General features: G+C 74.8%; 8 protein-coding genes. 2 read left to right on the top strand and 6 right to left on the bottom strand.

What is annotated here, in order from left to right; translation table 11 throughout:
* The first annotated feature begins 486 nt into the window (after window positions 1-486).
* A complete protein-coding gene (locus tag ACFZBX_RS02755; protein WP_391531113.1) occupies window positions 487-2,289 on the top strand; it encodes a BTAD domain-containing putative transcriptional regulator in 1,803 nt (600 codons plus the stop codon).
* Window positions 2,290-2,428: 139 nt separating this feature from the next.
* Window positions 2,429-3,091 carry an O-methyltransferase gene (locus tag ACFZBX_RS02750; protein ID WP_391531111.1) on the top strand — a complete coding sequence of 221 codons (663 nt, stop codon included), beginning with the start codon at window positions 2,429-2,431 and terminating at the stop codon, window positions 3,089-3,091.
* A gap of 42 nt (window positions 3,092-3,133) precedes the next feature.
* On the opposite strand, the gene ACFZBX_RS02745 is transcribed toward ACFZBX_RS02750, so the two are convergent.
* The 6 genes from ACFZBX_RS02745 to ACFZBX_RS02720 are packed head-to-tail and all read right to left on the bottom strand — an operon-like array spanning window position 3,134 to window position 23,234.
* Entirely contained in the window at window positions 3,134-4,234 is a 1,101-nt protein-coding gene (locus ACFZBX_RS02745; RefSeq protein ID WP_391531109.1) for an HAD-IIIC family phosphatase, read from the bottom strand.
* A gap of 35 nt (window positions 4,235-4,269) precedes the next feature.
* A complete protein-coding gene (locus ACFZBX_RS02740) occupies window positions 4,270-5,385 on the bottom strand; it encodes an acyl-CoA dehydrogenase family protein (protein WP_391531107.1) in 1,116 nt (371 codons plus the stop codon).
* Complete coding sequence (locus ACFZBX_RS02735) at window positions 5,378-5,659, bottom strand: acyl carrier protein (protein ID WP_391531105.1); 282 nt, start codon at window positions 5,657-5,659, stop codon at window positions 5,378-5,380. Before ACFZBX_RS02735 ends, ACFZBX_RS02740 begins: the two co-directional genes overlap by 8 nt.
* Window positions 5,660-5,681: 22 nt before the next feature.
* Entirely contained in the window at window positions 5,682-6,551 is an 870-nt protein-coding gene (locus ACFZBX_RS02730) for a 3-hydroxyacyl-CoA dehydrogenase family protein (RefSeq protein ID WP_391531103.1), read from the bottom strand.
* Between the two features lie 17 nt (window positions 6,552-6,568).
* Window positions 6,569-12,904, bottom strand: a complete 6,336-nt coding sequence (locus tag ACFZBX_RS02725; protein ID WP_391531101.1) for a type I polyketide synthase — start codon at window positions 12,902-12,904, stop codon at window positions 6,569-6,571.
* Between the two features lie 31 nt (window positions 12,905-12,935).
* Window positions 12,936-23,234 (bottom strand): type I polyketide synthase, encoded by a 10,299-nt coding sequence (locus ACFZBX_RS02720; protein WP_391531099.1) that lies wholly within the window; start codon window positions 23,232-23,234, stop codon window positions 12,936-12,938.
* Between the last annotated feature and the right edge of the window lie 84 nt (window positions 23,235-23,318).

Below are 23,318 nucleotides of genomic sequence, written 5' to 3'. Positions count from 1 at the left end.
CTCCGGCGAATGGTGGGAACGTTGCCGTGCGGAGCAATCCTGTGGGATCTACTGGGCTCCGACCCAGCAGCAACGGTCCGGCCGGACCGCCGCACCGCGGATCCGGCCGAGGAGGCGAGGGCACCTCGTGGCAAGGCTGCACCGCCGTCAGCGGCCCCCGTGTCGCCCGTCCGGAGAACAGGGGCGACACCGAGGGGCCGTCCTCGGTGGGCGGGGAGCACCGACTGCTGCCGGCCGGGGGCGTGGGCGAGCAGGCCGCGGGCGTGGAGTGGGTGGCCGCGGGTGCGCGCGGCGTAAACCCGGCATGAGTGCGACACCTTCGATCTAGGAATACACCTAGATCCAACAGGACCACGTTGACCCGCACATGACCACCCAAGACGCTGGAGGCACTCCTGTCCACCGGTCGTGCGATGAAGAGGACTCCCGTTGAACTTCCTGTTGCTGGGCCCGCTTTCCGTCCGGTTGAACGCGCGTGAGGTGCACGTGTCGGCGCCGAGGCAGCGCGTGGTCCTGGCGGCGCTCCTCCTCAACGCCAACCGGGTGATCTCGGTCGACCGGATCGCCGAGTACGTCTGGGACGACGCCCCGCCGCCCAGTGCCGCCGCGACCGTCCGCACCTACGTGATGCGCCTGCGGCAGTTGCTGGGCGAACACGCCTCCGCCCGGATCCTCACCAGAGCGCCCGGCTACCTCCTCGAACTCGGCGAGCACGAGAGCGATCTCGGGCAGTTCACGGCCCACCGCCGGCGTGCGGCGGAGCTGGCCGAGCGCGGAGACCTGGAGGGCTCCTCCGCCGAGCTGGCCGAGGCGCTCGCCCTGTGGCGCGAGGAGCCGCTGGCGGACATCCCGTCGCGGACGCTGCGCGATGTGGAGGGCCGCTACCTCCAGGAGCTCCGCCTGCAGACCATGGAGCTGCGGTTCGACGCGGAGCTGGCGCTGCTGAGGCACGCCGAGGTCGTGCCGGAGCTGGTGCGGCTGGTGCGGAAGCACCCCTTGCGGGAGGCGCTGGTGGGCAAGCTGATGCTGGCGCTGTTCCGCTCGGGACGGCAGTCGGAGGCCCTGGACCTCTACCGGCGCACCCGGGTGCTGCTCGTCGAGCAGCTCGGCGCCGAGCCGAGCGCCGAGCTGCGCGAGGTCCACCGGAGCATCCTCTCGGCCCACGACCGGCCCCGTACGCCTGAACCGCCGGAGCAGCCCGCGACGGCGCCGGCCGCCGTCTGGGACAGGCCCTGCCGGCCGAGTCCGGCGCAGCTTCCCTCGGTGCCGCTGCCGCTGTCGGCCCGCTCCGGTGCGCTGGCACGGCTGCAGCACTTCCTCACAACCGGCGCGATGCCCGCGGGCATGGTGGCGACGGCGGTGGTGACCGGCCGGGGCGGTGTCGGCAAGAGCGCGCTGGCCCTGCACGCGGCACACGCCGTACGCGGTTCCTCGGTGCACGGCCAGCTGTACGCGGATCTCGGCGGAGCTGCGCGGCCGCTGACCGCCCGGGAGGTGCTGCCGCGGTTCCTGGCGGACCTCGGCGTGCCCCGGGACGAGATACCCGAGGAGGAGTCGGAGAGGGAGAGCCTCTACCGCTCGCTCACCGCGGGCCGCCGGCTGCTGGTGGTGCTCGACAGCGCCTCCAGCACCGCGCAGGTGCGGCCGCTGATACCGGGCAGCGGGGGCAGCAGGCTGCTGGTGACCAGCCGGCGGCGGCTGGCCGATCTGGACGGGGCGCGCACCCTTCTGCTCGGACCGCTGGACGAGGCCGGGTCGCTGGAGCTGCTGGGCGGCATCGTCGGCCCGGCCAGGGTCGGTGCCGAGCCGCAGGCGGCCCGTTCGGTGCTGACGGCCTGCGCGGGCCTGCCACTGGCCATCCGGATCGCCGGGACCCGGCTGCTGGAGCGCCCGCACTGGAGCATCGGACACTTCGCCCGGCGGCTCGCGGAGGCCCCGCGGCTGCTGGACGAACTGTGCACGGGCGACCTCGGTGTCCGGCCCTGTCTCGACGCCGACCACGCCGGGCTCCGGCGGACGCCTCCGGCCGGGGTCGACCCGGCCGAGATGTTCACCGCGCTGGGGGCCGCCGGAGCGTCCTCGGTCTCCAGCAGTAGGGCCGCGGTGATGTTCGGCTGCTCCGAGGTGCAGGCCGAAGAGGCCCTGGACGCCCTGGTCGAGGCGAATCTGCTGGGTGCGCCGGCGGGGGGCCTCTACCGGCTGGACGCGCTGCTGCGGGCGTACGCCCGTGAGCGGGCGCAGACGGTCGCCGTGCGGCAGCACGGCAGCCCGTACATGCGCGCCGGGTGACCGTCCCGGCGGCCCGGCGACGGGCACCCGGGGCCCGGTCCCCCTTCGCCCCGGCCTCTTCGACCCGACCTCCTTCACCCCGTTCCTCCTTCACCCCGTTCCTCCTTCGACCCGATCTCCTTCGAGAGGACCCCTCGCCATGGCCGACCAGACAGCAGCCACCCGCGACCTGCTCGCCTACGTCCGGGAGGTCTCCCTCCGTGACGACGATCTACTCAGGGAACTGCGGGAGACCACCGCGGACCTGCCGGGCGGGACCGCCATGCAGGTGATGGCGGAGGAGGGTCAACTACTGGCCCTGCTGGTCGGGTTGACGGGGGCGCGGGCGGTGCTGGAGCTCGGCACCTTCACCGGCTACAGCACCCTGTGCATGGCCCGCGCCCTCCCGGCCGACGGGGTGCTGGTGTCCTGCGACATCGACGACCGGTGGCCGGCCGTCGGCGCCGACTTCTGGAAGCGGGACGGGGTCGACTCCCGGATCGACCTGCGGATCGGCGATGCCACCGCGACCCTGGACGCGCTGCTGGCGGAGCGCGGGCCGGAGAGCTTCGACCTGGTGTTCATCGACGCGGACAAGACCAACTACGTCCGCTACTACGAGACTTCGCTGGCCCTGTTGCGCCCCGGCGGTCTGATCGTCGTCGACAACACCCTCTTCTTCGGCCGGGTCGCCGATCCGGCCGCCACGGACCCGGACACCGCCGGGGTCCGGGCCCTGAACCGGCTGCTCCACGAGGACCCCCGGGTGGAGCTGTCGCTGCTGGTGATGGCCGACGGGATCACCCTCGTGCGCAAGCGCTGAGGGCGGCGAGCCGGAGCCCGGGAGCGCCGGCCGCCGCGGCGGTCACGACGTTCCCGGGCCCCCTTCGGGTGTGTTCAGGTCGGGTGCGTCCACGCTGATGACGGCGGACACCACACGCGGGCCGGGGGCCAGGTGCAGGCGCTGGAGTCCGGTGTCCTCCGGAACCGGTGCGAGAACGGCGGCGCACGGGCACGGCGCTTCGTCCAGGCCCTCGAAGCCCGCGAACCGGTAGGCGATCTCCATCATCCGGTTGCGTTCGGTCGCCCGGAAGTCGGCGACCAGGTGGACTCCGGACCCGGCGGCGGCGTCGGCCAGCCAGTTCAGCAGGGTCGCCCCGGCGCCGTAGGCGACGACCCGGCAGGAGGTGGCGAGCAGCTTGAGGTGCCACAGGCCCGGGTGCCGCTCCAGCAGCAGGACGCCGACCGCGCCGTGCGGGCCGAACCGGTCGGTGAGGGTGACCACCAGGACCTCGTGCCCGGGATCGGTGATCAGACCGCGCAGCACCGCGTCCGGGTAGTGGACCCCGGTCGCGTTCATCTGGCTGGTGCGCAGGGTGAGTTCCTCGACCCGGGACAGCTCATCGCCGGTGGCCCGGGCGATGCGCATCCGCAGGTCCAGGGAGCGCAGGAACTCCTCGTCGGGGCCGGGGGCCGCCGCCCGCTCGGCCTCACGGCGGAAGCCCGCCTGGTACATCCGGCGGCGCCGCCGGGAGTCGACGGTGCTGATCGCGGGGGTGAACTCGGCGAGTTCGGGGAGGGCGAGGACCTGCTCGGCCGGGTAGCACCGTACATCGGGCAGGTGGAAGGCCACTTCGGCGCGTTCGGCGGGTCGGTCGTCGACGAACGCGATGGTCTTCAGCGCGAAGTTCAGCCGGTCGGCGATCCGGCGCACCGACTCGGACTTGGCGCCCCATCCGATCTCCGGCAGGACGAAGTACTCGGCCACGCCGAACGCCTCCAGCCGGGCCCAGGCGTGCTCGTGGTCGTTGCGGCTGGCGACGGACTGGAGGATGCCGCGGGAGTCGAGCTCGATCACCACCTTGCGCACCTCGTCCGGCAGGTGCACCTCGCCGTCCTCCAGCAGGGTGCCCTGCCAGAGGGTGTCGTCCAGGTCCCAGACCAGGCACTTGACGATCTCGGCCATGTCGTCCTTCCTCGTCTCGTCGGCCGCGGGCCCGCTCACGATGCCCCCCGAGCGGAGAGGGCGTGCTGCGCCAGCATCAGCCGGCACAGCTCGTTGCTGCCCTCGATGATCTCCATCAACTTGGCGTCCCGGTACGCCCGGGCCACCGGGTGCCCGTCCCGGGACCCGGCCGAGGCCAGTACCTGGACGGCCGTCGCCGCGCCCCGGGCGGCCTGGGTCGCGCTGACGTGCTTGGCCAGTACGGTCGCCACCACCTGGTCCGGCGACCCTTCGTCCCAGCAGCGGCTGGCGTGCTCGCAGGCCCGCGTGGCCACCTGCTCGGCCGTGTAGAGGTCGGCGAGGTGCCCGGCGACGAGCTGGTGCTCCGCGAGCGGTCTGCCGAACTGCTCCCGTTCGGCGGCGTGTGCGGTGGCCGCCGCCAGACAGGACCGCAGGATGCCCACGCACCCCCAGCCGACGGACATCCGCCCGTAGGCCAGCGCGGTCGTCACCAGCAGGGCGGGCGGCAGTGCGTGACCGCCCAGAACACTGTCGGCCGGCAGCCGGACCCCGTCGAGGTGGACGTCCGCGTGTCCGGCCGCGCGGCAGCCGAGCGGGTCGGCGATCCGCTCGACCCGGACACCGGGCGTGTCGGCGGGCACCACGACGGCCACCGCGCCGTCCTCGTGGCGGCCGACGATCACCAGCAGGTCGGCGTAGTGGGCGGCGGTCACCCACTTCTTGTGTCCGTCGACGACGACCGCGTCGCCGTCGCGGCGGACGGTCGTCGTCATCGCCGCGAGGTCGCTGCCGGCGCCGGGCTCGCTGAAGCCGACCGCCGCCAGTGCGCCGCCGGTCAGCCGGGGGAGGTGGACGGCCGCCTGCTCGGCGGTGCCCAGGCGCTGGATGGTCCACGCCGCCATGCCCTGGGACGTCATCACGCTGCGCAGCGAGCTGCACAGGCCGCCCACGTGGGCGGTGTACGCGCCGCTGTGCATGCTGCTGAGCCCCCAGCCGCCGTACTGCGCCGGGACTTCGGCGCACAGCCGGCCCTCGGCACCCAGTTCGCGGAGCAGGTCCGGCGGGATGAGGCCGGTCCGGTCCCACGTCCCCGCCCGGTCGCCGACCCGCAGGGTGACGGAGGCCATGGCGCCGCTCAGGTCCTCACCCATTGCGGCCCCGGTCGGCGGGCACCCGGAGCCGGTCCACCAGCTGCGCCATCCGCCGTACGGTGCGGAAGTTGTCCAGCCGCAGGTCCGCGCCGCGCACCGCGATGGCGTAGGTCTTCTCCAGGTGCACCACCACTTGCATGGCGAACAGGGACGACAGGCCGCCGTCCTGGAACAGGTCGGTGTCGGCGTCCCAGGCGGTTCCGGTACGTCCTTCCAGGAATCCCAGCAGTTCCTTCTCCAGGTCGTGGGTGTTGGGCGTGTTCGCTGTGGTCATGGCCGTCTCCTCGTCGGGGTGATCAGGTGTAGTCGTAGAATCCGCGCCCGGACTTGCGGCCCAGCCGGCCCTCGCGGACCAGCCGGAGCAGCAGTTCGGCGGGGCGGCAGCCGTCGTCGCCGGTGCGTTGGTGGAGCACCGTGAGGGAGTCGACGAGGTTGTCGATGCCGATCAGGTCCGCGGTGCGCAGCGGGCCGGTGGGGTGTCCCAGGCAGCCCTGCATCAGCGCGTCGACGTCCTCGGCGGTCGCCGTGCCCTCCTCCACGACCCGAGCCGCGTCGTTGATCATCGGATGCAGGACGCGGCTGGTCACGAAGCCGGGTGCGTCCCGGACGACCACCGCCCGCCGCCGCAGCGCCGTGAGCAGGGCCGCCACGGCGGCCATCGCGGGGGCCCCGGTCCTGGCGCCGCGGACCACTTCGGCGGTTCCGATCAGATAGGGCGGGTTCATGAAGTGGGTGCCGACCAGTTCCTCCGGCCGCTCCAGGGCCCCGGCCAGTTCGTCGACGGGGATGGAGGAGGTGTTGGTGATCAGCAGGGTTCCGGGCCGGACCAGTCCGGAGACCTCGGACAGGACGGCGGCCTTGATCGCGGCGTTCTCGGTGACCGCCTCGACGACGGCGGTGGCTCCGGCGGCGGCCTTGAGCGAGGTGTCGGTGGCCAGGGTGCCGAGGGGCGTCCCGGCGGGCAGGGCGCCCATCAGCTCGGCCAGCCGGAGTTCGTTGTCGATCAGGTCCGCGGCCCGGTCGAGCCGCTCCCGGTCGATGTCGACCAGGTGGACCGGCAGGCCGTGCCCGAGGGCGAGGACGGTGATTCCGACGCCCATCACGCCGGCTCCCAGCACGGTGAGGGCGTGTCGCGGAGGGGGGTCGTCGTACGGGGCCGCGGTCAACGGGTTCTCCTTCGTCTTCACAGGTCGTCAGGGGTGCGGAGGACGGTGCCGAGCCAGTCGGCGACGGCGTCGCCGGTGGTCGCGACATGCTGTTCCATGATCGAGAAGTGGTCTCCGGGAACGTCGACGACGGTGTCGGCGCCGGCCCAGGACGAGCGCCAGTCACCGGCTTCGGCGGAGGGGCGGCCGAGCGGGGTGGAGGCGCGGACCAGCAGCAGCGGCGCGCGGACCGCCGGAGGCTTCCAGTCGTCGAGCAGACGGAAGTAGCCGCCCATCGCGGTCAGCCGGGCCCCGTCCATCGGGGCCGCCCGGTCCTCACGGGCGAACATGCCGCCCAGCAGGACGTCGTTGAACTGGGTGATGCCCTGGTTGTCGGAGAGGTAGGTGTCCAGCAGCACCACGGCCGCCGGGCCCTCGCCGCGCCGCTCCAGCGCGGCGGCCACTCCGTGGGCGAGCGTGCCGCCGGAGGAGGAGCCGGCCAGTACGAGCGTCCGTCCGGGCAGTTCCCGCAGCAGCGTCGTCACCTGGAAGTCCAGCAGGGCCGACATGTCGGCCGGCAGTTCCTCCTCGGGGACGAACCCGGGGGCGTCCAGGGCGGCGACGGCGTAGCGGTCCCGGAAGCGGGCGGCGAAGCGGGCGTACTGGTGGGCCCCGCCGAGGGCCACGATGGAGCCGAAGCAGACGAGTACGGGGGCGTCGGCGCGCTCGTTCAGGCGCAGCAGCCGCGGGCCGGTGCCGGCGGCCGCGAGGCCGCTGCCGCTGTGGAAGGCCGGGCGCAGGGCGGAGGCGTTCTTCAGCAGGGCGATGCCCTCGTCGATCCGGCCGAGCGCGCAGGCCCGGCGGAACAGCACGCTCACCGGGTCGGTGTCGGCGGCGTCGGACGCAGCGGCTCCGGTTCCGGTCGGGGGTGCCGTTTCGGGCCGGGGGGTGTCTTCCTTCCGGGCCTCGGCGGCGAGGCGCGCCGCGAGCGCGGCGGGGGTGCCGCTGTCGAAGACGGCGGAGGGCCGTAGCCGCAGTCCGGTGACGGCGGCCAGCCGGTTGCGGAGCTCGACCGCGGTCAATGAGTCGAATCCGACGGAGAGGAAGGGCACCGTCGCCGACAGCGCCCCGGAGTCGGTGTGGCCGAGGACTTCGGCGGCCTGGGCGAGGACGAGTTCACGCAGGAGCAGCTCGCGTTCCTGTGCGTCGGCGGCGTCGAGCCGGTGCCGCAGCGCTGCGGCGGCGGTCGGCGTCCCCTTCGCCCCGGTCGTCGCTGCCGGGCTGCGCCGGACCAGGGAGCGCAGCATCGGGTGCACCGGGCCGTCGCCGCGCACGGTGAGGTCGAGGTGGGCCAGGACGACGGGGCTCCCGTCTCCCGGCGGGGCGGCGTCCGCGGCACACACGGTGTCCAGCAGGGCCATGGCCTCCTCGTCGGACAGGCCGCGGGCGCCGCGCCGGTCGATGCGTCGCCGGTCGGGGCCGCCGAGCTCCGCCGTCATCCCGCTCACCCGCTCCCAGGGCCCCCAGGCCAGGGACAGGCCGGGGAGACCGAGTCGCCGGCGTTCCGCGACGAGGGCGTCGAGCGCGGCGTTGGCGGCCGCGTAGGACGCCTGGCCGGGGCTGCCCAGCACGCCGGCGGCGGAGGAGAAGACGACGAACGCGGAGAGGTCCGCCGCGCGCGTCAGCTGGTCGAGGTGGCGGGCGGCGTCGAACTTGGGCCGCAGGACGGTGGTCATCCGCTCCCCCGTCAGCCCGTCCAGCAGACCGTCGTCGAGCACTCCGGCAGTGTGGACCACGGCACACAGCGGATGGCGTTCGGGGATGGCCGCCAGGGCGGCGGCCAGCGCCTGACGATCGGACACATCGCAGCCGAGGGCGTCGAGTTCGGCTCCCGCCTCGGCCAGCTCCGCCCTCAGCTCCGGCATGCCGGGGGCATCGGCACCGCGGCGGCTCAGCACGAGGAGGTGGCGCACCCCGTGCACGACGACCAGATGACGCGCCAGGACGGCCGCGAGAGCGCCGCCGCCGCTCACCAGTACCGTCCCCTCGGACGGGCCGAACGGGCCGTCCGAGGGGTTCGCCGTCGCGGGAGCGGGGGCGGGGGCGGGGGCCGTGGTGGCCGACGGCCGTACCAGTCGGGGCACGTACAGGACGCCGCCGCGCAGGGCTGCCTGCGGCTCGCCCGTGGCGAGGAGGTCGGCGAGCGCGTCGGCGAGACCGTCCGCGTCCGGCCCTTCGGTGTCCAGCAGCACGAACCGGTCGGGGTGTTCGAGCTGAGCGGCCCTGAGCATGCCCCAGACGGCCGCCGCACCGAGGTCCGCCGGCTGCGCGCCGAGCGGGCCGGTCGCACCCCGGGTGAGCACCACCAGGGGCGTACCGGCGGTGGTGTCGTCGGCCAGGTGGGCCTGGAGGCGGTCCAGGACCGCGGACACGACCGCGTGCACCGCCGCGGGGTCCGCCTCCCGGGCGGGGGCGTCCGCGGTCGCCCCGTCCGCGGTCACGGTGCCGGCGGACGGGGGGCAGGTCAGCAGCATCGCGTCGGGCGTCGCGGACAGGGGTTCGGCGGGGAAGCCGGCCGGCAGCAGCCGCTCGTCCCGCGGGCCGTGGAGGCCCCAGCGGGTGACCGGGCGCGGGCCGGGCCCGGCGGTGAGCGGTGTCCAGCCGACGTGGAAGACGGAGCCGGAGGACGCCCGCAGCGCGGCGGTGGACGCCGTGCGCAGGGTGAGCGAGCCGACCGTCGCCACGGCACGCCCCGAGGGATCGGTGATCCGCGCGGTCACGGTGTCCGGGCCGTCGGGGCGCAGCCGGACACGCAGGACCGGCGCGTCGGAGGCTTCGATCGCGACGCGCTGCCAGGAGAACGGCAGGGGGACGCCGTCGGCGGGCTCCGCGGTCGCGGCGCCTTCCCGCAGACCGGTCGTCTGGAGGGCCGCGTCCAGGAGGGCCGGGTGCACCGAGAAGCCGTCCGTTCCGGTGCCGGAGAGGCCGTCGGGCAGGGCCACTTCGGCGTGGATCGCATCCGCGGTGCGCCATGCGGCACGCAGGCCCCGGAATGCCGGGCCGTAGGCGACGCCCCGGGCTTCGAGCAGCCCGTAGAGTTCGTCCACGTCCAGGGGGACCGCGTCGGGCGGGGGCCATGTGCCGGCCGGTCCGGCCGTGTCGTCCCGGTCGGCCGAGGGGTCCTGGGGGCCGACCGTGCCGGTCGCGTGCCGGGTCCAGGGCCGGTCGGCGGCGCCGACGGCGGCCTCGGGCCGGGAGTGGAACTCCACCGGGCGCCGCCCCGTGCCGTCGTCCGCGCCCACCCGTACGCGCAGTTGTACGGCGTGGTCGTCGGCGGCGCCGCCGGGCAGCAGCAGCGGGGCGGCGAGGGTCAGTTCCTCCACGAGAGCGCAGCCGAGGCTGCGGCCCACGTACGCGGCCAGTTCCACGAGGGCCGCGCCGGGCAGGATCACGGTCCCGGCCACGGCGTGGTCGACGAGCCAGGGGTGTGTGGCCGGAGAGAGCCGGCCGGTGAAGACGGTGCCCGCGTCGTCGGGCAGTTCCACCGCGGCACCGAGCAGCGGGTGGTCCACAGCGGACTGGCCGGTGGCCGCTTGGTCCCGGGCCGCCGGCAGGGCGTCGAGCCAGTAACGGCGGCGTTGGAAGGCGTAGGTGGGCAGGTCCACCCGCTGGGCTCCGGTTCCCGCGAACAGCCGCTCCCAGTCGACGCGCAGGCCCCGGACGTGTGCCCCGGCGAGGGCGAGCTGGAGCCGGCGGAGCCCTCCGGCCCCGCGCCGCAGGGTGTCGAGCACCAGCGTCTCCGGGGCGCCCGCGTCGGCGGCCGTGTCCTCGATCGCGTACATCAGGGCGGGCTGGGGGCTGGACTCGATGAAGACGCGGTGCCCGGCCGCGAGGAGCGCGCGGGTCGCCTGCTCGAACTCGACGGTCTCCCGGAGGTTGCGGTACCAGTACCCGGCGTCCAGCGCCTTCGTGTCCAGCAGGCCGCCGGTCACGCTGGAGTAGTACGGCACCGAGCCCGGGAGCGGGGTGATGCCGGCCAGGTCGGACCGCAGGCGCTCCCGGATCTCCTCCACGTGTGAGGAGTGCGACGCGAAGTCGACGTCGATGGAACTCGCCCACACCCCTTCCTCCAGGAGTTCCTCCACCAGTGCCGCGACCGCGTCCGCGTCACCCGACACCACCGTCGACGACGGACCGTTCACCGCCGCCACCGACAACCGCCCCACCCACCCGGCGATGCGCTCCCGCACCACCTCCACCGGCAGAGGCACCGACGCCATACCCCCACGCCCCGCCAACGCCCCCACTGCACGCGAACGCAACGCCACCACCCGCGCCCCGTCCTCCACACTCAGACCACCCGCCACCACGGCCGCCGCAACCTCACCCTGGGAGTGGCCCACCACCGCGTCCGGAACAACCCCGAACGCACGCCACACCTCCGCCAGCGACACCATCACCGACCACAGCACCGGCTGCACCACATCCACCCGCGCCAACAACACCTCGGAACCCAACGCCTCCGCCAACGACCAGTCAACGTAAGGCTCCAGAGCCCGCCCGCACTCCGCCATCCGCTCCGCGAACACCACCGACCCGGCCAGCAACTCCGCAGCCATCCCCACCCACTGCGAACCCTGACCCGGAAACACCAGCACCGAACGGCCCGGGAGCAGCCGACTGCCGACCGTCACGCCCGCCGTGCCCACGCCCCGCGACAGGGCGGCGACACCGGCCAGCAGCTCGCCCCGGTCCGCCCCCACCACGACCGCACACTCCGCGAACCGCGAACGCCCCGCCGCCAGCGAGTGCCCCACGTCCACCACGCTCAGGCCCGGCTCCGCCACCACCCGCTCGTGCAGCGCCGCCGCCTGGGCGCGCAGCGCGTCCGGAGTGCGCGCCGACAGGATCCAGGGGACGGCGTCGAGCACGGTCTCCGGTGTCCCTGACCCGTCAACGGGCGTGTCCGCGGAAGCCGTCGGATCGGCTGGGGCCTGTTCGAGGATGACGTGGGCGTTGGTCCCGCTGGCGCCGAAGGAGGACACCCCGGCCCGGCGCGGCCGTCCCGTTTCCGGCCAGGGGGCGGCCTCGGTGAGCAGGGAGACGGCTCCCTCGGTCCAGTCGATGCGGGGCGAGGGGCGGTCGACGTGCAGGGTGCGCGGCATCACGCCGTGCCGCATCGCGAGCACCGACTTGATCACCCCGCCCACGCCCGCGGCGGCCTGGGTGTGGGACAGGTTGGACTTCAGCGATCCCAGCCGCAACGGCCGCCCGGCGGGCCGGTCCTGCCCGTACGTGGCCAGCAGCGCCTGGGCTTCGATGGGGTCGCCGAGGACGGTGCCGGTGCCGTGCGCCTCCACCATGTCCACCTCGGACGGGGCGAGTCCGGCACGGGCGAGCGCCTCGTTGACGACGCGCTGCTGCGCGGGGCCGTTCGGGGCGGTCAGCCCGTTGCTGGCACCGTCCTGGTTGACGGCCGAGCCGCGGATGACGGCCAGGACGGGATGCCCCGCGCGCCGGGCGTCCGAGAGCCGTTCCAGCAGGAGCAGGCCCAGTCCCTCCCCGAACCCGGCTCCGTCGGCCGCGGACGAGAAGGACTTGCTGCGCCCGTCGGGTGCCAGGCCGCGCTGGCGGCTGAATCCGACGTACAGGCCGGGGGTGGACATCACGGTCACCCCGCCGGCCAGGGCGAGTGTGGTGTCGCCGGAGCGAAGCCCCTGGCAGGCGAGGTGGACGGCGACCAGGGAGGACGAGCAGGCGGTGTCCAGGGTGACCGCCGGGCCCTCCAGGCCCAGGGTGTAGGCGATCCGGCCCGAGGCCACGCTGGGGATGGTTCCGGTGCCGAGGAAGCCTTCCACCTCGTCGGGCACCCGGCCGAGCCGGGACCCGTACTCGCTGTAGATCACTCCGGTGTAGACGCCGGTGCGGCTGCCGCGCAGGGTCGTCGGGTCGATGCCCGCGCGTTCCACCGCCTCCCAGGACGCTTCCAGCAGCAGCCGCTGCTGCGGGTCCATGGCCAGGGCCTCACGCGGGGAGATGCCGAAGAAGGCGGGGTCGAAGCCGGTCGCGTCGTGGAGGAAGCCGCCTTCACGGACGTAGAAGGTGCCGGGGGCGTCGGGGTCGGCGTCGAAGCCGCCCTCGACGTCCCAGCCGCGGTCGGTGGGGAACGGCGAGACCGCATCGCGTTCCTTGACCAGCAGCTCCCAGAGGTCCTCCGGGGTGCGCACGCCGCCGGGATAGCGGCAGCTCATCGCCACGACGGCGATGGGCTCGGCGGAATCGTCGCGGAGCCGTCGGTTCTCCTGCCGCAGGCGCTGGTTGTCCAGCAGCGAGGCACGCAGGGCTGCGACCACCTGGTCCGTGTCGGTGGACATGGGATTGGGCTTCTCCTTCTGCGGCTGTCGGTCAGTCACGTTCGCCGCCCAGGGCCATCCGGACGAGTTCGTCGACGGCCATGCCATGGATGTCGGCGTCGGGAGCCGGTGGCTCCGGTCGGTCGGCGAGGTCCAGGAGCGCGTCGAGGAGACCGGCCCGACGCAGTGCGGCGGGCGGGATCGCGGCGAGCAGGGAGCTGATCTCGTGGTCCTTGCGGTCCGCCCGGCCCGGCCTCCCGGCGGCCTGCCCGGCGGCGGCCGGGCCGCCCGGCCCGTCGGGTACCAGGCGCCCGGCGAGGTAGGCGGCGACGGCGGCCGGGGTGGGGTGGTCGAAGACCAGGGTCGCGGGCAGCCGGCGGCCGGTGGCGGCGCTGAGCCGGTTGCGGAGTTCGACGGAGGTGAGCGAGTCGAAGCCGAGGTCCTTGAACGCCTGGTCCGGGTCGACGGCCTCGGCTCCACCGTGGCCGAGGACGTCGGCGACCCGGCTCCGTACCAGGTCGAGCAGGGTGGCGACGCGTTCCTCCGGGGTGAGGCCGGTCAGCCGGCGGCGCAGCGAGTCCGCTTCGGCGGCGTCCGCCCCGGAGGCGGGGCGGCGTGCGGTGCCGGGGACCAGGGCGGAGAGCAGGGCCGGGACGGGTGCGGTCCGGGCCGCCGTCCGGAGCCGGCCGAGGTCGATCTTGACCGGGAGGAGTAGCGGTTCGTCCAGGGTGAGCGCCGCGTCGAACAGTGCCAGGCCTTCTTCGCTGCCGATGGCCGCCGTGCCGCCCCGGGACATGCGCCGCAGGTCAGCGGCGGTGAGCGTTCCGGTCATGGTGCTGCGGCGCGCCCACAGGCCCCAGGCGAGTGCCTGGGCGGGCAGTTCCAGGGCCCGGCGGTGCTGGGCGAGCGCGTCGAGGAAGGCGTTGGCGGCCGCGTAGTTGCCCTGCCCGGCGTTGCCGACCGTGGCGGATGCGGAGGAGAACAGGACGAAGGCCGACAGCGGCAGATCACGGGTGAGGGCGTGCAGGTTGAGGGCCGCGTCCACCTTGGGCCGCAGTACGGAGCGCATCCGCCCGGGGGTCAGTGACTCGACCGTCCCGTCGTCCAGGACACCGGCCGCGTGGACGACCGCGCTCAGCGGACGGTCGGCGGGGATGCCGGCGAGCAGGGCGGCGAGCGCGTCCCGGTCGGCGACGTCGCAGGCCTCCACATCCACCCGGGCGCCGAGTCCGCGCAGTTCGGCGGCGAGGGCGGCCAGGCCCGGGGCGTCCACGCCCCGCCGGCCGGCCAGCAGCAGGTTCCGTACGCCGTGCGTGGTCACGAGGTGCTGTGCCACCAGGCCGCCGAGCGCGCCGCCGGCCCCGGTGACGAGGACGGTTCCCCCGGCCGCGGCGATACCGGACGGTGTGTCCGGGTTCGCGAGCGCGTCCGTGGCGGTGATGGCCCTGGTGAGGCGGGCGGCGAGGAGTTGTCCCTCGCGTATCGCCAGTTGGGGTTCCGTGCCGGCCAGTGCCCGGGGCAGCAGGCCGGTCACGGCGGCCGGGTCGTCGGTGTCGATCAGCAGGAAGCGGTCCGGGTGCTCGGACTGGGCGGAGCGGAGGAGGCCGCGGACCGCGGCGCCGATGAGGTCGGTGACTTGCTCACCAGCCGCCGTGCAGACCGCGCCCCGGGTGACGAGTACGAGCCGGGTGCCGTCGTCCCACCGCGGGTCGGCCAGCCAGTCCTGGACGAGCCGCAGGGCGTCGTCCAGTGCGGTGTGCACGGATGCGGCGTCGGGCGGGGACGGGAGGTGCGGGGTGTGGTCGCACCAGGCCAGCACCGCGGCGGGCGCCGGCGCTCCCCCGTCCAGCGCGGCACCGAGCGCGGCCAGGTCCGGATGGCTGTCCGGGAAGAGTTCCCGGCCGCCGAGGACAGCCCAGTCCCCGAGGGGGTCGGCGGGTGCGGTGGCGGGCGCCGCCGACCACTGCAGCCGGTAGAGGGATTCGGGGCCTCCGGCCGGGCGGAGGGTGTCGAGGTCGATCAGGCGGACGGCGAGGGCCTCGACCGACGCGACCGCGAGGCCGTTCGGGTCGGTCGCGTCGATCGACACCGATCCGTCCGGCCGGAAGCCGAGCCGTACCCTGAGCGCGGTGGCTCCGGAGGCGTGCAGCCTGACTCCGCCCCAGGAGAACGGCAGCCCGGCGGACGGACGGTCCGGGCCCGGCCCGGCGTCCTGCCGGGCGCGCAGGAACAGCCCCTGGAGGGCGGCGTCCAGGAGGGCGGGGTGGACGCCGAAGGCGGAGGCGGACCGCTGCTGGTCCTCGGGCAGGCGTACCTCGGTGAAGATCTCGTCGCCCCTGCGCCAGGCAGTGGTGAGCCCGCGGAAGGCGGGTCCGTAGCCGTAGCCGGAGGCGTGGAACCGCTCGTACAGGTCGTCGACGGGGATCGGGACGGCGCCGGGCGGCGGCCAGGAGCCGGCGTCCTCCGGCAGGGGTGCGGGCGGCGGCTTGCGGGTCGTGGCGCCGGCGGTGAGCCGGCCGGTCGCGTGCGCGGTCCAGTCCGGGGTCGCCGCGTCCTCGCGGCAGGAGAACAGGTCCAGGGAGCGGCTGCCGTGCGCGTCCGCGGCGCCGACCCGCACTTGCAGGCGGACGGCGGTGTCGGCGGGTATCAACAGCGGTGACTGCAGCGTCAGTTCCTCCACCGTGTGACATCCGGCCTCGTCCGCGGCGCGTACCGCGAGTTCCGCGAAGGCCGCGCCGGGCAGCAGGACCGTCCCGGCCACGGCGTGGTCGGCGAGCCAGGGGTGGGTACGCAGCGAGATCCGGCCGCTGAGCAGCAGTTCACCCGTGTCGGCGAGCTCGACGGCCGCTCCGAGGACGGGGTGGTCGGCCGGGTCGAGCCCGGCCGAGCGCACATCGGCCGCCGTGGTGGGCGCCGGCTCGGGCCAGTAGCGGCTGCGCTGGAAGGCGTACGTCGGCAGCTCGACCCGCCGCGCCCCCGGGAACGCACCCGACCAGTCCACCTCAAGTCCGCGCTCCCACGCACGACCCACCGCACGCAACACCTGGTCCGGGCCGCCCTCCCCACGACGCAACGTCCCCAGCACCGCGGCCTCCACACCCGCCGCCTCCACCGACTCCCCCACCGCCACCGACAACACCGCATGCGGACTGGACTCGACGAAGAACCGGAAACCCTCCCCCAGCAACGCCTCCGTGGCCCCCGCGAACCCGACCGTCTCCCGCAGGTTCCGATACCAGTACCCGGCGTCGAGGAACGTCGTGTCCAGCCGGCCACCCGTCACCGTCGAGAAGAACGGCACCGAACCCGCGAGAGGCGTGATCCCCTCCAGATCGGCGAGCAGCTGCTCCCGGACCTCCTCCACATGCACGGAGTGCGACGCGTAATCGACCTCGATCAACCGCGCCCGCACCCCCTCCCCCACCAGAACCTCCACCAACGCCGCGACCGCATCCGCATCACCCGACACCACCGTCGACGACGGACCGTTCACCGCCGCCACCGACAACCGCCCCACCCACGCGGCGATGCGCTCCCGCGCCACGTCCACCGGCAGAGGCAGGGACGCCATACCCCCACGCCCCGCCAACGCCCCCACCGCACGCGAACGCAACGCCACCACCCGCGCCCCGTCCTCCACACTCAGACCACCCGCCACCACCGCGGCCGCAACCTCACCCTGCGAATGACCCACCACCGCATCCGGAACAACCCCGAACGAACGCCACACCTCCGCCAACGACACCATCACCGACCACAGCACCGGCTGCACCACATCCACCCGCGCCAACAACACCTCGGAACCCAACGCCTCCGCCAACGACCAGTCGACGTAAGGCTCCAGAGCCCGCCCGCACTCCGCCATCCGCTCCGCGAACACCACCGACCCGGCCAGCAACTCCGCAGCCATCCCCACCCACTGCGAACCCTGCCCCGGAAACACCAGCACCGAACGACCGTCGACCGTGCGACCGCCGTCCCACGCTCCCGAGTCGTCGTCGGCCATCCGGCCCAGCAGGGTCCGGAGTTGGTCCCGGTTCCCGATCAGTGCCTTCCGGTACTCGAAGGCGGTGCGCGCGTGCAGGGCGGACCCGATGTCGCGCGGGTCGGGTGCGGGGCCGCCGTCGAGGTGGCCGCGCAGACGGTCGGCCTGGAAGCGCAGTGCCCGCGGGCTCTTCGCCGACAGCAGCCAGGGCACCGCCGGCAGGGGGGCGCGCTCCGCCGGCGGGCCGTCGTCCTCCAGGGGGGTGTGTTCGAGGATGGTGTGGACGTTGGTGCCGCTCAGGCCGAAGGAGGACACTCCGGCCCGGAAGGGGCGGCCGTGGGACGGCCAGGACTGCTGCTCGGTCACGAGGGCCAGCGCTCCGCGCGTCCAGTCGACGTGGCCGGAGGGCCTGCCGACGTGCAGGGTGCGGGGCACCTGCCCGTGGTGCATGGACAGCACCGTCTTGATGACCCCCGCCACACCCGATGCCGCCTGGGCGTGGCCGAGGTTGGACTTGAGGGAGCCGACCAGCAGGGGCCGGTCGGCGGGCCGGTCCTGCCCGTAGGTGGCCAGCAGGGCCTGTGCCTCGATCGGGTCGCCGAGCGTGGTGCCGGTGCCGTGCGCCTCCACCACGTCCACCTCGGACGCCGTCAGCCCCGCATCCGCCAGCGCCGCCCGGATCACCCGCTGCTGGGAGGGGCCGTTGGGGGCGGAGAGTCCGTTGCTGGCGCCGTCCTGGTTGACGGCGGAGCCGCGTACCACCGCCAGTACCGGGTGCCCGTTGCGCCGGGCGTCCGACAGCCGCTCCAGCAGCAGGACGCCGACGCCCTCGCCCATGCCCATGCCGTCCGCGTCGTCCGAGAAGGCCTTGCAGCGGCCGTCCTCGGCGAGGCCCCGCTGACGGGAGAAGCTGATCAGGGCGCCGGGGGTCGCCATCACGGCGACGCCGCCGACCAGGGCGAGGGAGCAGTCGCCGCCGCGCAGCGCCCGGCCTGCGAGGTGCATCGCGACGAGTGAGGAGGAGCAGGCCGTGTCGATGGTCACCGCCGGGCCTTCGAGGCCCAGGGTGTAGGCGACCCGGCCGGACACGACGCTCGGTGCGCTGCCGGTGAGCAGGTGGCCGTCTCCCTCCTCCGACTGGGCGACGACGGCCGCGTAGTCGGCGTAGTTGACGCCGGTGAACACTCCGGTGCGGCTGCCGCGCAGGGCGGCCGGGTCGATGGCGGCGCGTTCGATCGCCTCCCAGGTGGTTTCCAGGAGCAGCCGCTGCTGGGGGTCCATGGCCAGGGCCTCGCGCGGCGAGATGTCGAAGAACTCCGCGTCGAAGTCGGCCGCGTCGTGGAGGAAGCCGCCCCGCCGGGTGGTCGAGGTGCCGGGGCGGTCGGGGTCGGGGTCGTAGAGGGCCTCGATGTCCCAGCCGCGGTCGGTGGGGAGGTCCGAGACGGCGTCGCCGCCGTCGGCGAGCAGGCGCCACAGCTCCTCGGGGGTGCCGATGCCGCCGGGGAAGCGGCAGGCCATGGAGACGATCGCGATCGGCTCGTCGGGCGCGGGCGGCTGCGCGGCGGTGTCCGGGTCGAAGGGGCGCGGCTCGGTGGCCTGCCGGCCGAGCAGTTCGGCGCGGATCTCCCGGGCGAGCGCGGTGGACGACGGGTGGTCGAAGATCAGGGTGGACGGCAGCCGCAGTCCGGTGGCGGTGTTGAGCCGGTTGCGGAGTTCGACCGCGGTGAGGGAGGCGAAGCCCATGTCCTGGAAGGCCTTGCCGGGCCGGATCGCGTCGACGGAGGGATGGCCGAGGACGGCTGCCGCGTGGGTGCGGACCAGGTCGAGCAGCAGGCGGTGCTGTTCGGGTTCGGCGAGGGCGGCGAGCCGTTGGCGCAGCAGTGCGGCGGCGGGCGCCACCGTGTCGCCGGTCGTGGCCTCCAGGGCGCGGCGGGCTTCGGCGATGCCGGTGAGCAGCGGGCTGGGGCGGGTGGAGGTGAAGACGGCGGCGAACTGCTCCCAGTCGACGTCGGCGACGACGAGTACGGTCTCGTCGTCGTCCAGTGCCTGTTGCAGGGCGTGGAGCGCGAGGTCGGGGGCGATCCGGGGCAGGCCGTGCTGCTCCAGCTTGAACAGGTCGGCGTCCTCTCCGGCGATGCGGTCCTGCCAAGGGTTCCCGGCCTGCCAGATGCCCCAGTCGACGGTGGTGGCGGTGAGGCCGCGGGCCCGGCGGTGCTGGGCCAGGGCGTCGAGGTAGGCGTTGGCCGCGGCGTACGCGCCGTGGTCGCCGCTGCCCCAGACTCCGGCGATCGAGGCGAACAGGACGAAGGCGTCGAGTTCGCGGTCGAGCAGGGCGTCGAGGTGTTCGGCGCCGGCGGCCTTGGCGGCGACGATCTGTTCGAACGCGGACATCGGCGTGCCGTCCAGGGGGGCGAGCGCGACGAAGGCGGCCGCGTGGACAACCGCGGTGACCGGGTCACCCGCCGCCTCCAGGCCGGCGAGCAGCGCCGCCACGGCCTGACGGTCGGCCAGGTCGCAGACGGGCAGGCTCAGTCGTACGCCGAGGTCGGCCAGTTCCGCGGCGAGTTCGGCCGCGCCGGGTGCCTGGGGGCCTCGGCGTCCGGGCAGGACGAGGTGGGTGGCGCCGCCGCGGGCCAGCCAGCGGGCGAGGTGCGGGCCGACGGCTCCGGTGCCGCCGGTCAGCAGGACGGTGCCGCGGGGCTTCCAGGGCTTCGTACGGCCGTCGTTCCGGGGGGCGCGCCGAAGGCGGCGGGCCAGGAGGCCGGCGGGGCGCAGGGCGAGCTGGTCCTCGCGGCCGACGCCGTCCGTGCCGGGGCCGGAGGCCGTCAGTACAGCGGCGAGCCTGGCCCTGGCGCGGGCGTCGAGGTCCGGCGGAAGGTCGATGAGTCCGCCCCAGCGGGCGGACACCTCCAGCGCGGCCACCAGACCGGTGCCCCAGACCAGTGCCTGGCGGGGGTGGGTGACCGGGTCGTCCGGGCCGGTGGACACCGCCCCCGTGGTGGCGCACCAGAGGGGTGCCGTCAGGGCGAGGTCGCCCAATGCCTGCACCAGGGCGACGGTGAGTGCCGTCCCGGCGGGCAGGGCCGGGTGGTCGGGGTGGGGCTGGTCGGCGGCGGCCAGCAGCGACAGCACGCCCGTCGGGACGCGGTCGCCGAGGGCGGTGGCGAGCGTGTCCGCGAGGTCCGTGCGGCGGACGGCGTCGGCCGTGAGTTCGGCCGTGACGACGGTGGCGCCCGCTTCGGTGAGGGCGAGCAGCGGGCCGCGTACCCGTGCGTCGTCGTCGTGTCCGGCGGGCAGGACGACGAGCCAGGTGCCGGCGGCGGGGGTGGCGGCCGGCGGGTCGGGCAGGGGCTGCCAGCCGATGCGGTAGCGCCAGGAGTCGACGACGCTCTCGTCGCGCCGTTGTTTGCGCCAGCCGCGCAGGGCCGGCAGTACGGGGGCGAGGGCGTCCTCGTCGACGGCGAGGTGGGCGGCGATCTCGGCCGGGGCGTCGTGGTCGACCATGTGCCAGAAGGCCGTGTCGTGCGGGTCGGCGGCGGCCGGTCCGGTGCCGGGCACCGCCTCCGGCTCCAGCCAGTAGCGCCGCAGCTGGAAGGGGTATCCGGGCAGGGCGGCCGGGCGGGCGCCGGTGCCGGCGTACACCGCGGACCAGTCGACGGCCGCGCCCGCCACCCACAGTTCGGCGGCCGAGCGCAGGGCCCGGCGCAGTCCGCCGTCGTCGCGGCGCAGGGTGCCGACGACCACGGGCGGCTCCGCGGCGCCGGTGGCCTCGGCGGTGTCCTGGAGGGCCATGGTCAGCACCGGGTGCGGCGACACCTCGACGAAGGCCTCGTGGCCCTGCTCGACCAGCGAGCGTACGGCCGCCTCGAAGCGGACGGTCCCGCGGAGGTTGCGGTACCAGTAGCCGGCGTCCATGACCGTGGTGTCGAGCCGGTCGCCGGTGACGGTGGAGAACAACGGGATCCGGGCCGGGAGCGGGCGTACGCCGGCCAGCGCGGCCAGCACCTCGGACCTGATCAGTTCGACCTGGGCCGAGTGCGAGGCGTAGTCCACGGGTACGGACCGGGCCCGTACGCCCTGTGCGGCGCAGTGGGCGAGCAGTTCGGCCAGGGCCCCGGTCTCCCCCGAGACCACGACGGCGGCGGGCCCGTTGACGGCGGCCACCGACAGTTTCTCGGCCCAGGGGGCGATCTCGGCGCGGACCCGGTCCTCGGGCAGGGACACCGCGACCATGCCGCCGAGTCCGGCCAGCGCCCGGATGGCCCGGCTGCGCAGGGCGACGACCTTCGCCCCGTCCTCCAGGCTCAGCGCTCCCGCCACCACGGCGGCGGCGATCTCTCCCTGGCTGTGCCCGACCACGGCGTCGGGCCGCACGCCCCAGGACTCCCAGTGCGCGGCCAGTGACACCATCACCGCCCACAGCACCGGCTGCACCACGTCCACCCGTTCCAGGGAGAGTGCCCCGGGCGCGCCCTCCAGGACGGCGGGGAGCCGCCAGTCGACATGGGCGGAGAGGGCGGCGTCGCAGGCGGCGAGGCTGTCCCGGAAGGCGGGGCTGGTGGCGAGCAGGTCCCGTGCCATGCCGGCCCACTGGGAGCCCTGGCCGGGGAACACCAGTGCCGTCCGGCCCTCGACGACCCGGCCGGTGCCCACGACGACGTCGGCGGGCGTGGCCGGGGCGGGAGCCGGAGCCGGGCCGGTGGGGAGGTCCGTGCCCGGCCCGGACAGGCCGGCGAGCCCGTTCAGCAGCGCGGGGTGCCCGTCGCCGATCACCACGGCCCGGTGTTCGAAGGCGGAGCGGGTGGTCGCCAGCGAGAACCCGATGTCGGCCGGCCGTGCGGGCGCGTCCGTGGCGAGCCGGGCGCGCAGCCGGGCCGCCTGGTCCCCGAGCGCGGACGCGGTGCGGCCGGACAGCACCCAGGGCAGCACGGCCCCGGGCGCTCCCGGCCCGGCCGCGGTGTCCGGCCCGTCGGTCACCGCTTCCGGTCCGTCGGCCGGTTCCGGCTCCGGGGCCTGTTCGAGGACGACGTGCGCATTGGTGCCGCTCATGCCGAACGAGGACACCCCGGCCCGGCGCGGCCGGTCGACGGCGGGCCAGTCACGGGCCTCGGTGAGGAGTTCGACGGCGCCCGAGGACCACTCGACGTGCGGGGTGGGCGCGTCCACGTGCAGGGTGCGCGGCAGGACGCCGTGCCGCAGCGCGAGGACCGTCTTGATGACGCCGGCGACCCCGGCGGCGGCCTGGGTGTGCCCGATGTTCGACTTCAGCGACCCCAGCCACAGCGGACGCCCGGCCGGCCGGTCCTGGCCGTACGCGGCCAGCAGCGCGTCGGCCTCGATCGGGTCGCCGAGGGTGGTGCCGGTGCCGTGCGCCTCCACCGCGTCGACCTCGGAGGCGGTCAGTCCGGCGTCGGCGAGGGCCGCCCGGATCACCCGCTGCTGGGAAGGTCCGTTGGGGGCGGTCAGGCCGTTGCTGGCGCCGTCCTGGTTGATCGCCGAACCGCGCAGCACGGCCAGCACCGTACGGCCGTTGCGGCGCGCGTCCGACAGCCGCTCCAGCAGCAGCATCCCCACGCCCTCGCCCCAGCCGGTGCCGTCCGCGGCCGCCGCGAACGGCTTGCAGCGGCCGTCCGGGGACATCGCGCCCTGCCGGGCGAACTCGACGAACACCGCCGGCAGCGCCATCACGCTGACCCCGCCGGCGAGGGCGAGCGAGCACTCCCCGGCCCGCAGGGCCCGCGCCGCGAGGTGCAGCGCCACCAGCGAGGCCGAACAGGCGGTGTCCACGGTGACGGCGGGGCCTTCGAGACCGAGCGCGTAGGACACCCGCCCGGACATCACGCTCATCGAGTTCCCCGTCATCAGGAACCCCTGGGCGGCTTCGGCGGCGCCGGATCCCAGCGTCGCGTACCCCTGGTCGATGGCCGCGGCGTACACCCCGGTACGGCTGCCCCGCAGGGTGAGCGGATCGATGCCGGCCTGCTCGACGGCCTCCCAGGACGCCATCAGCAGAAGCCGCTGCTGCGGGTCCATCGCGACCGCCTCGCGGGGCGAGATGCCGAAGAACGCCGGGTCGAAGTCCGCCGCGCCGTCGAGGAACGCCCCCCGCCCGGGGACCGTGCCGTCGGACGGCCAGGCGCTCTCCCAGCCCCGGTCGCCGGGGACGGGCCCGATGGTGTCACGGCCTTCGACGAGCAGGTCCCACAGGTCCTCCGGGGTGCGGACACCGCCGGGGAAGCGGCAGCTCATCGCCACGATCGCGATCGGCTCGCTGGTGCGGGCCTCGGCCTCCCGGAGCCGCTGCCGGGTGTCCCGCAGGTCGATGGTCACCCGGTTGAGGTAGTCGCGCATCCTCTGGTCGCTCACTGGACACCGCTGCTTTCGTCTCGGGCTGCTCGGGTCTCGTCTCGGGGGGCGCGGGGTGCGCGGGGTGCGCGGACCGTTGCCCTG

This window comes from Kitasatospora sp. NPDC008115 (assembly GCF_042957205.1).
In the GTDB taxonomy this organism is placed as follows: Bacteria; Actinomycetota; Actinomycetes; order Streptomycetales; family Streptomycetaceae; genus Kitasatospora.
This window is presented reverse-complemented; position numbering and strand designations above follow the sequence as displayed.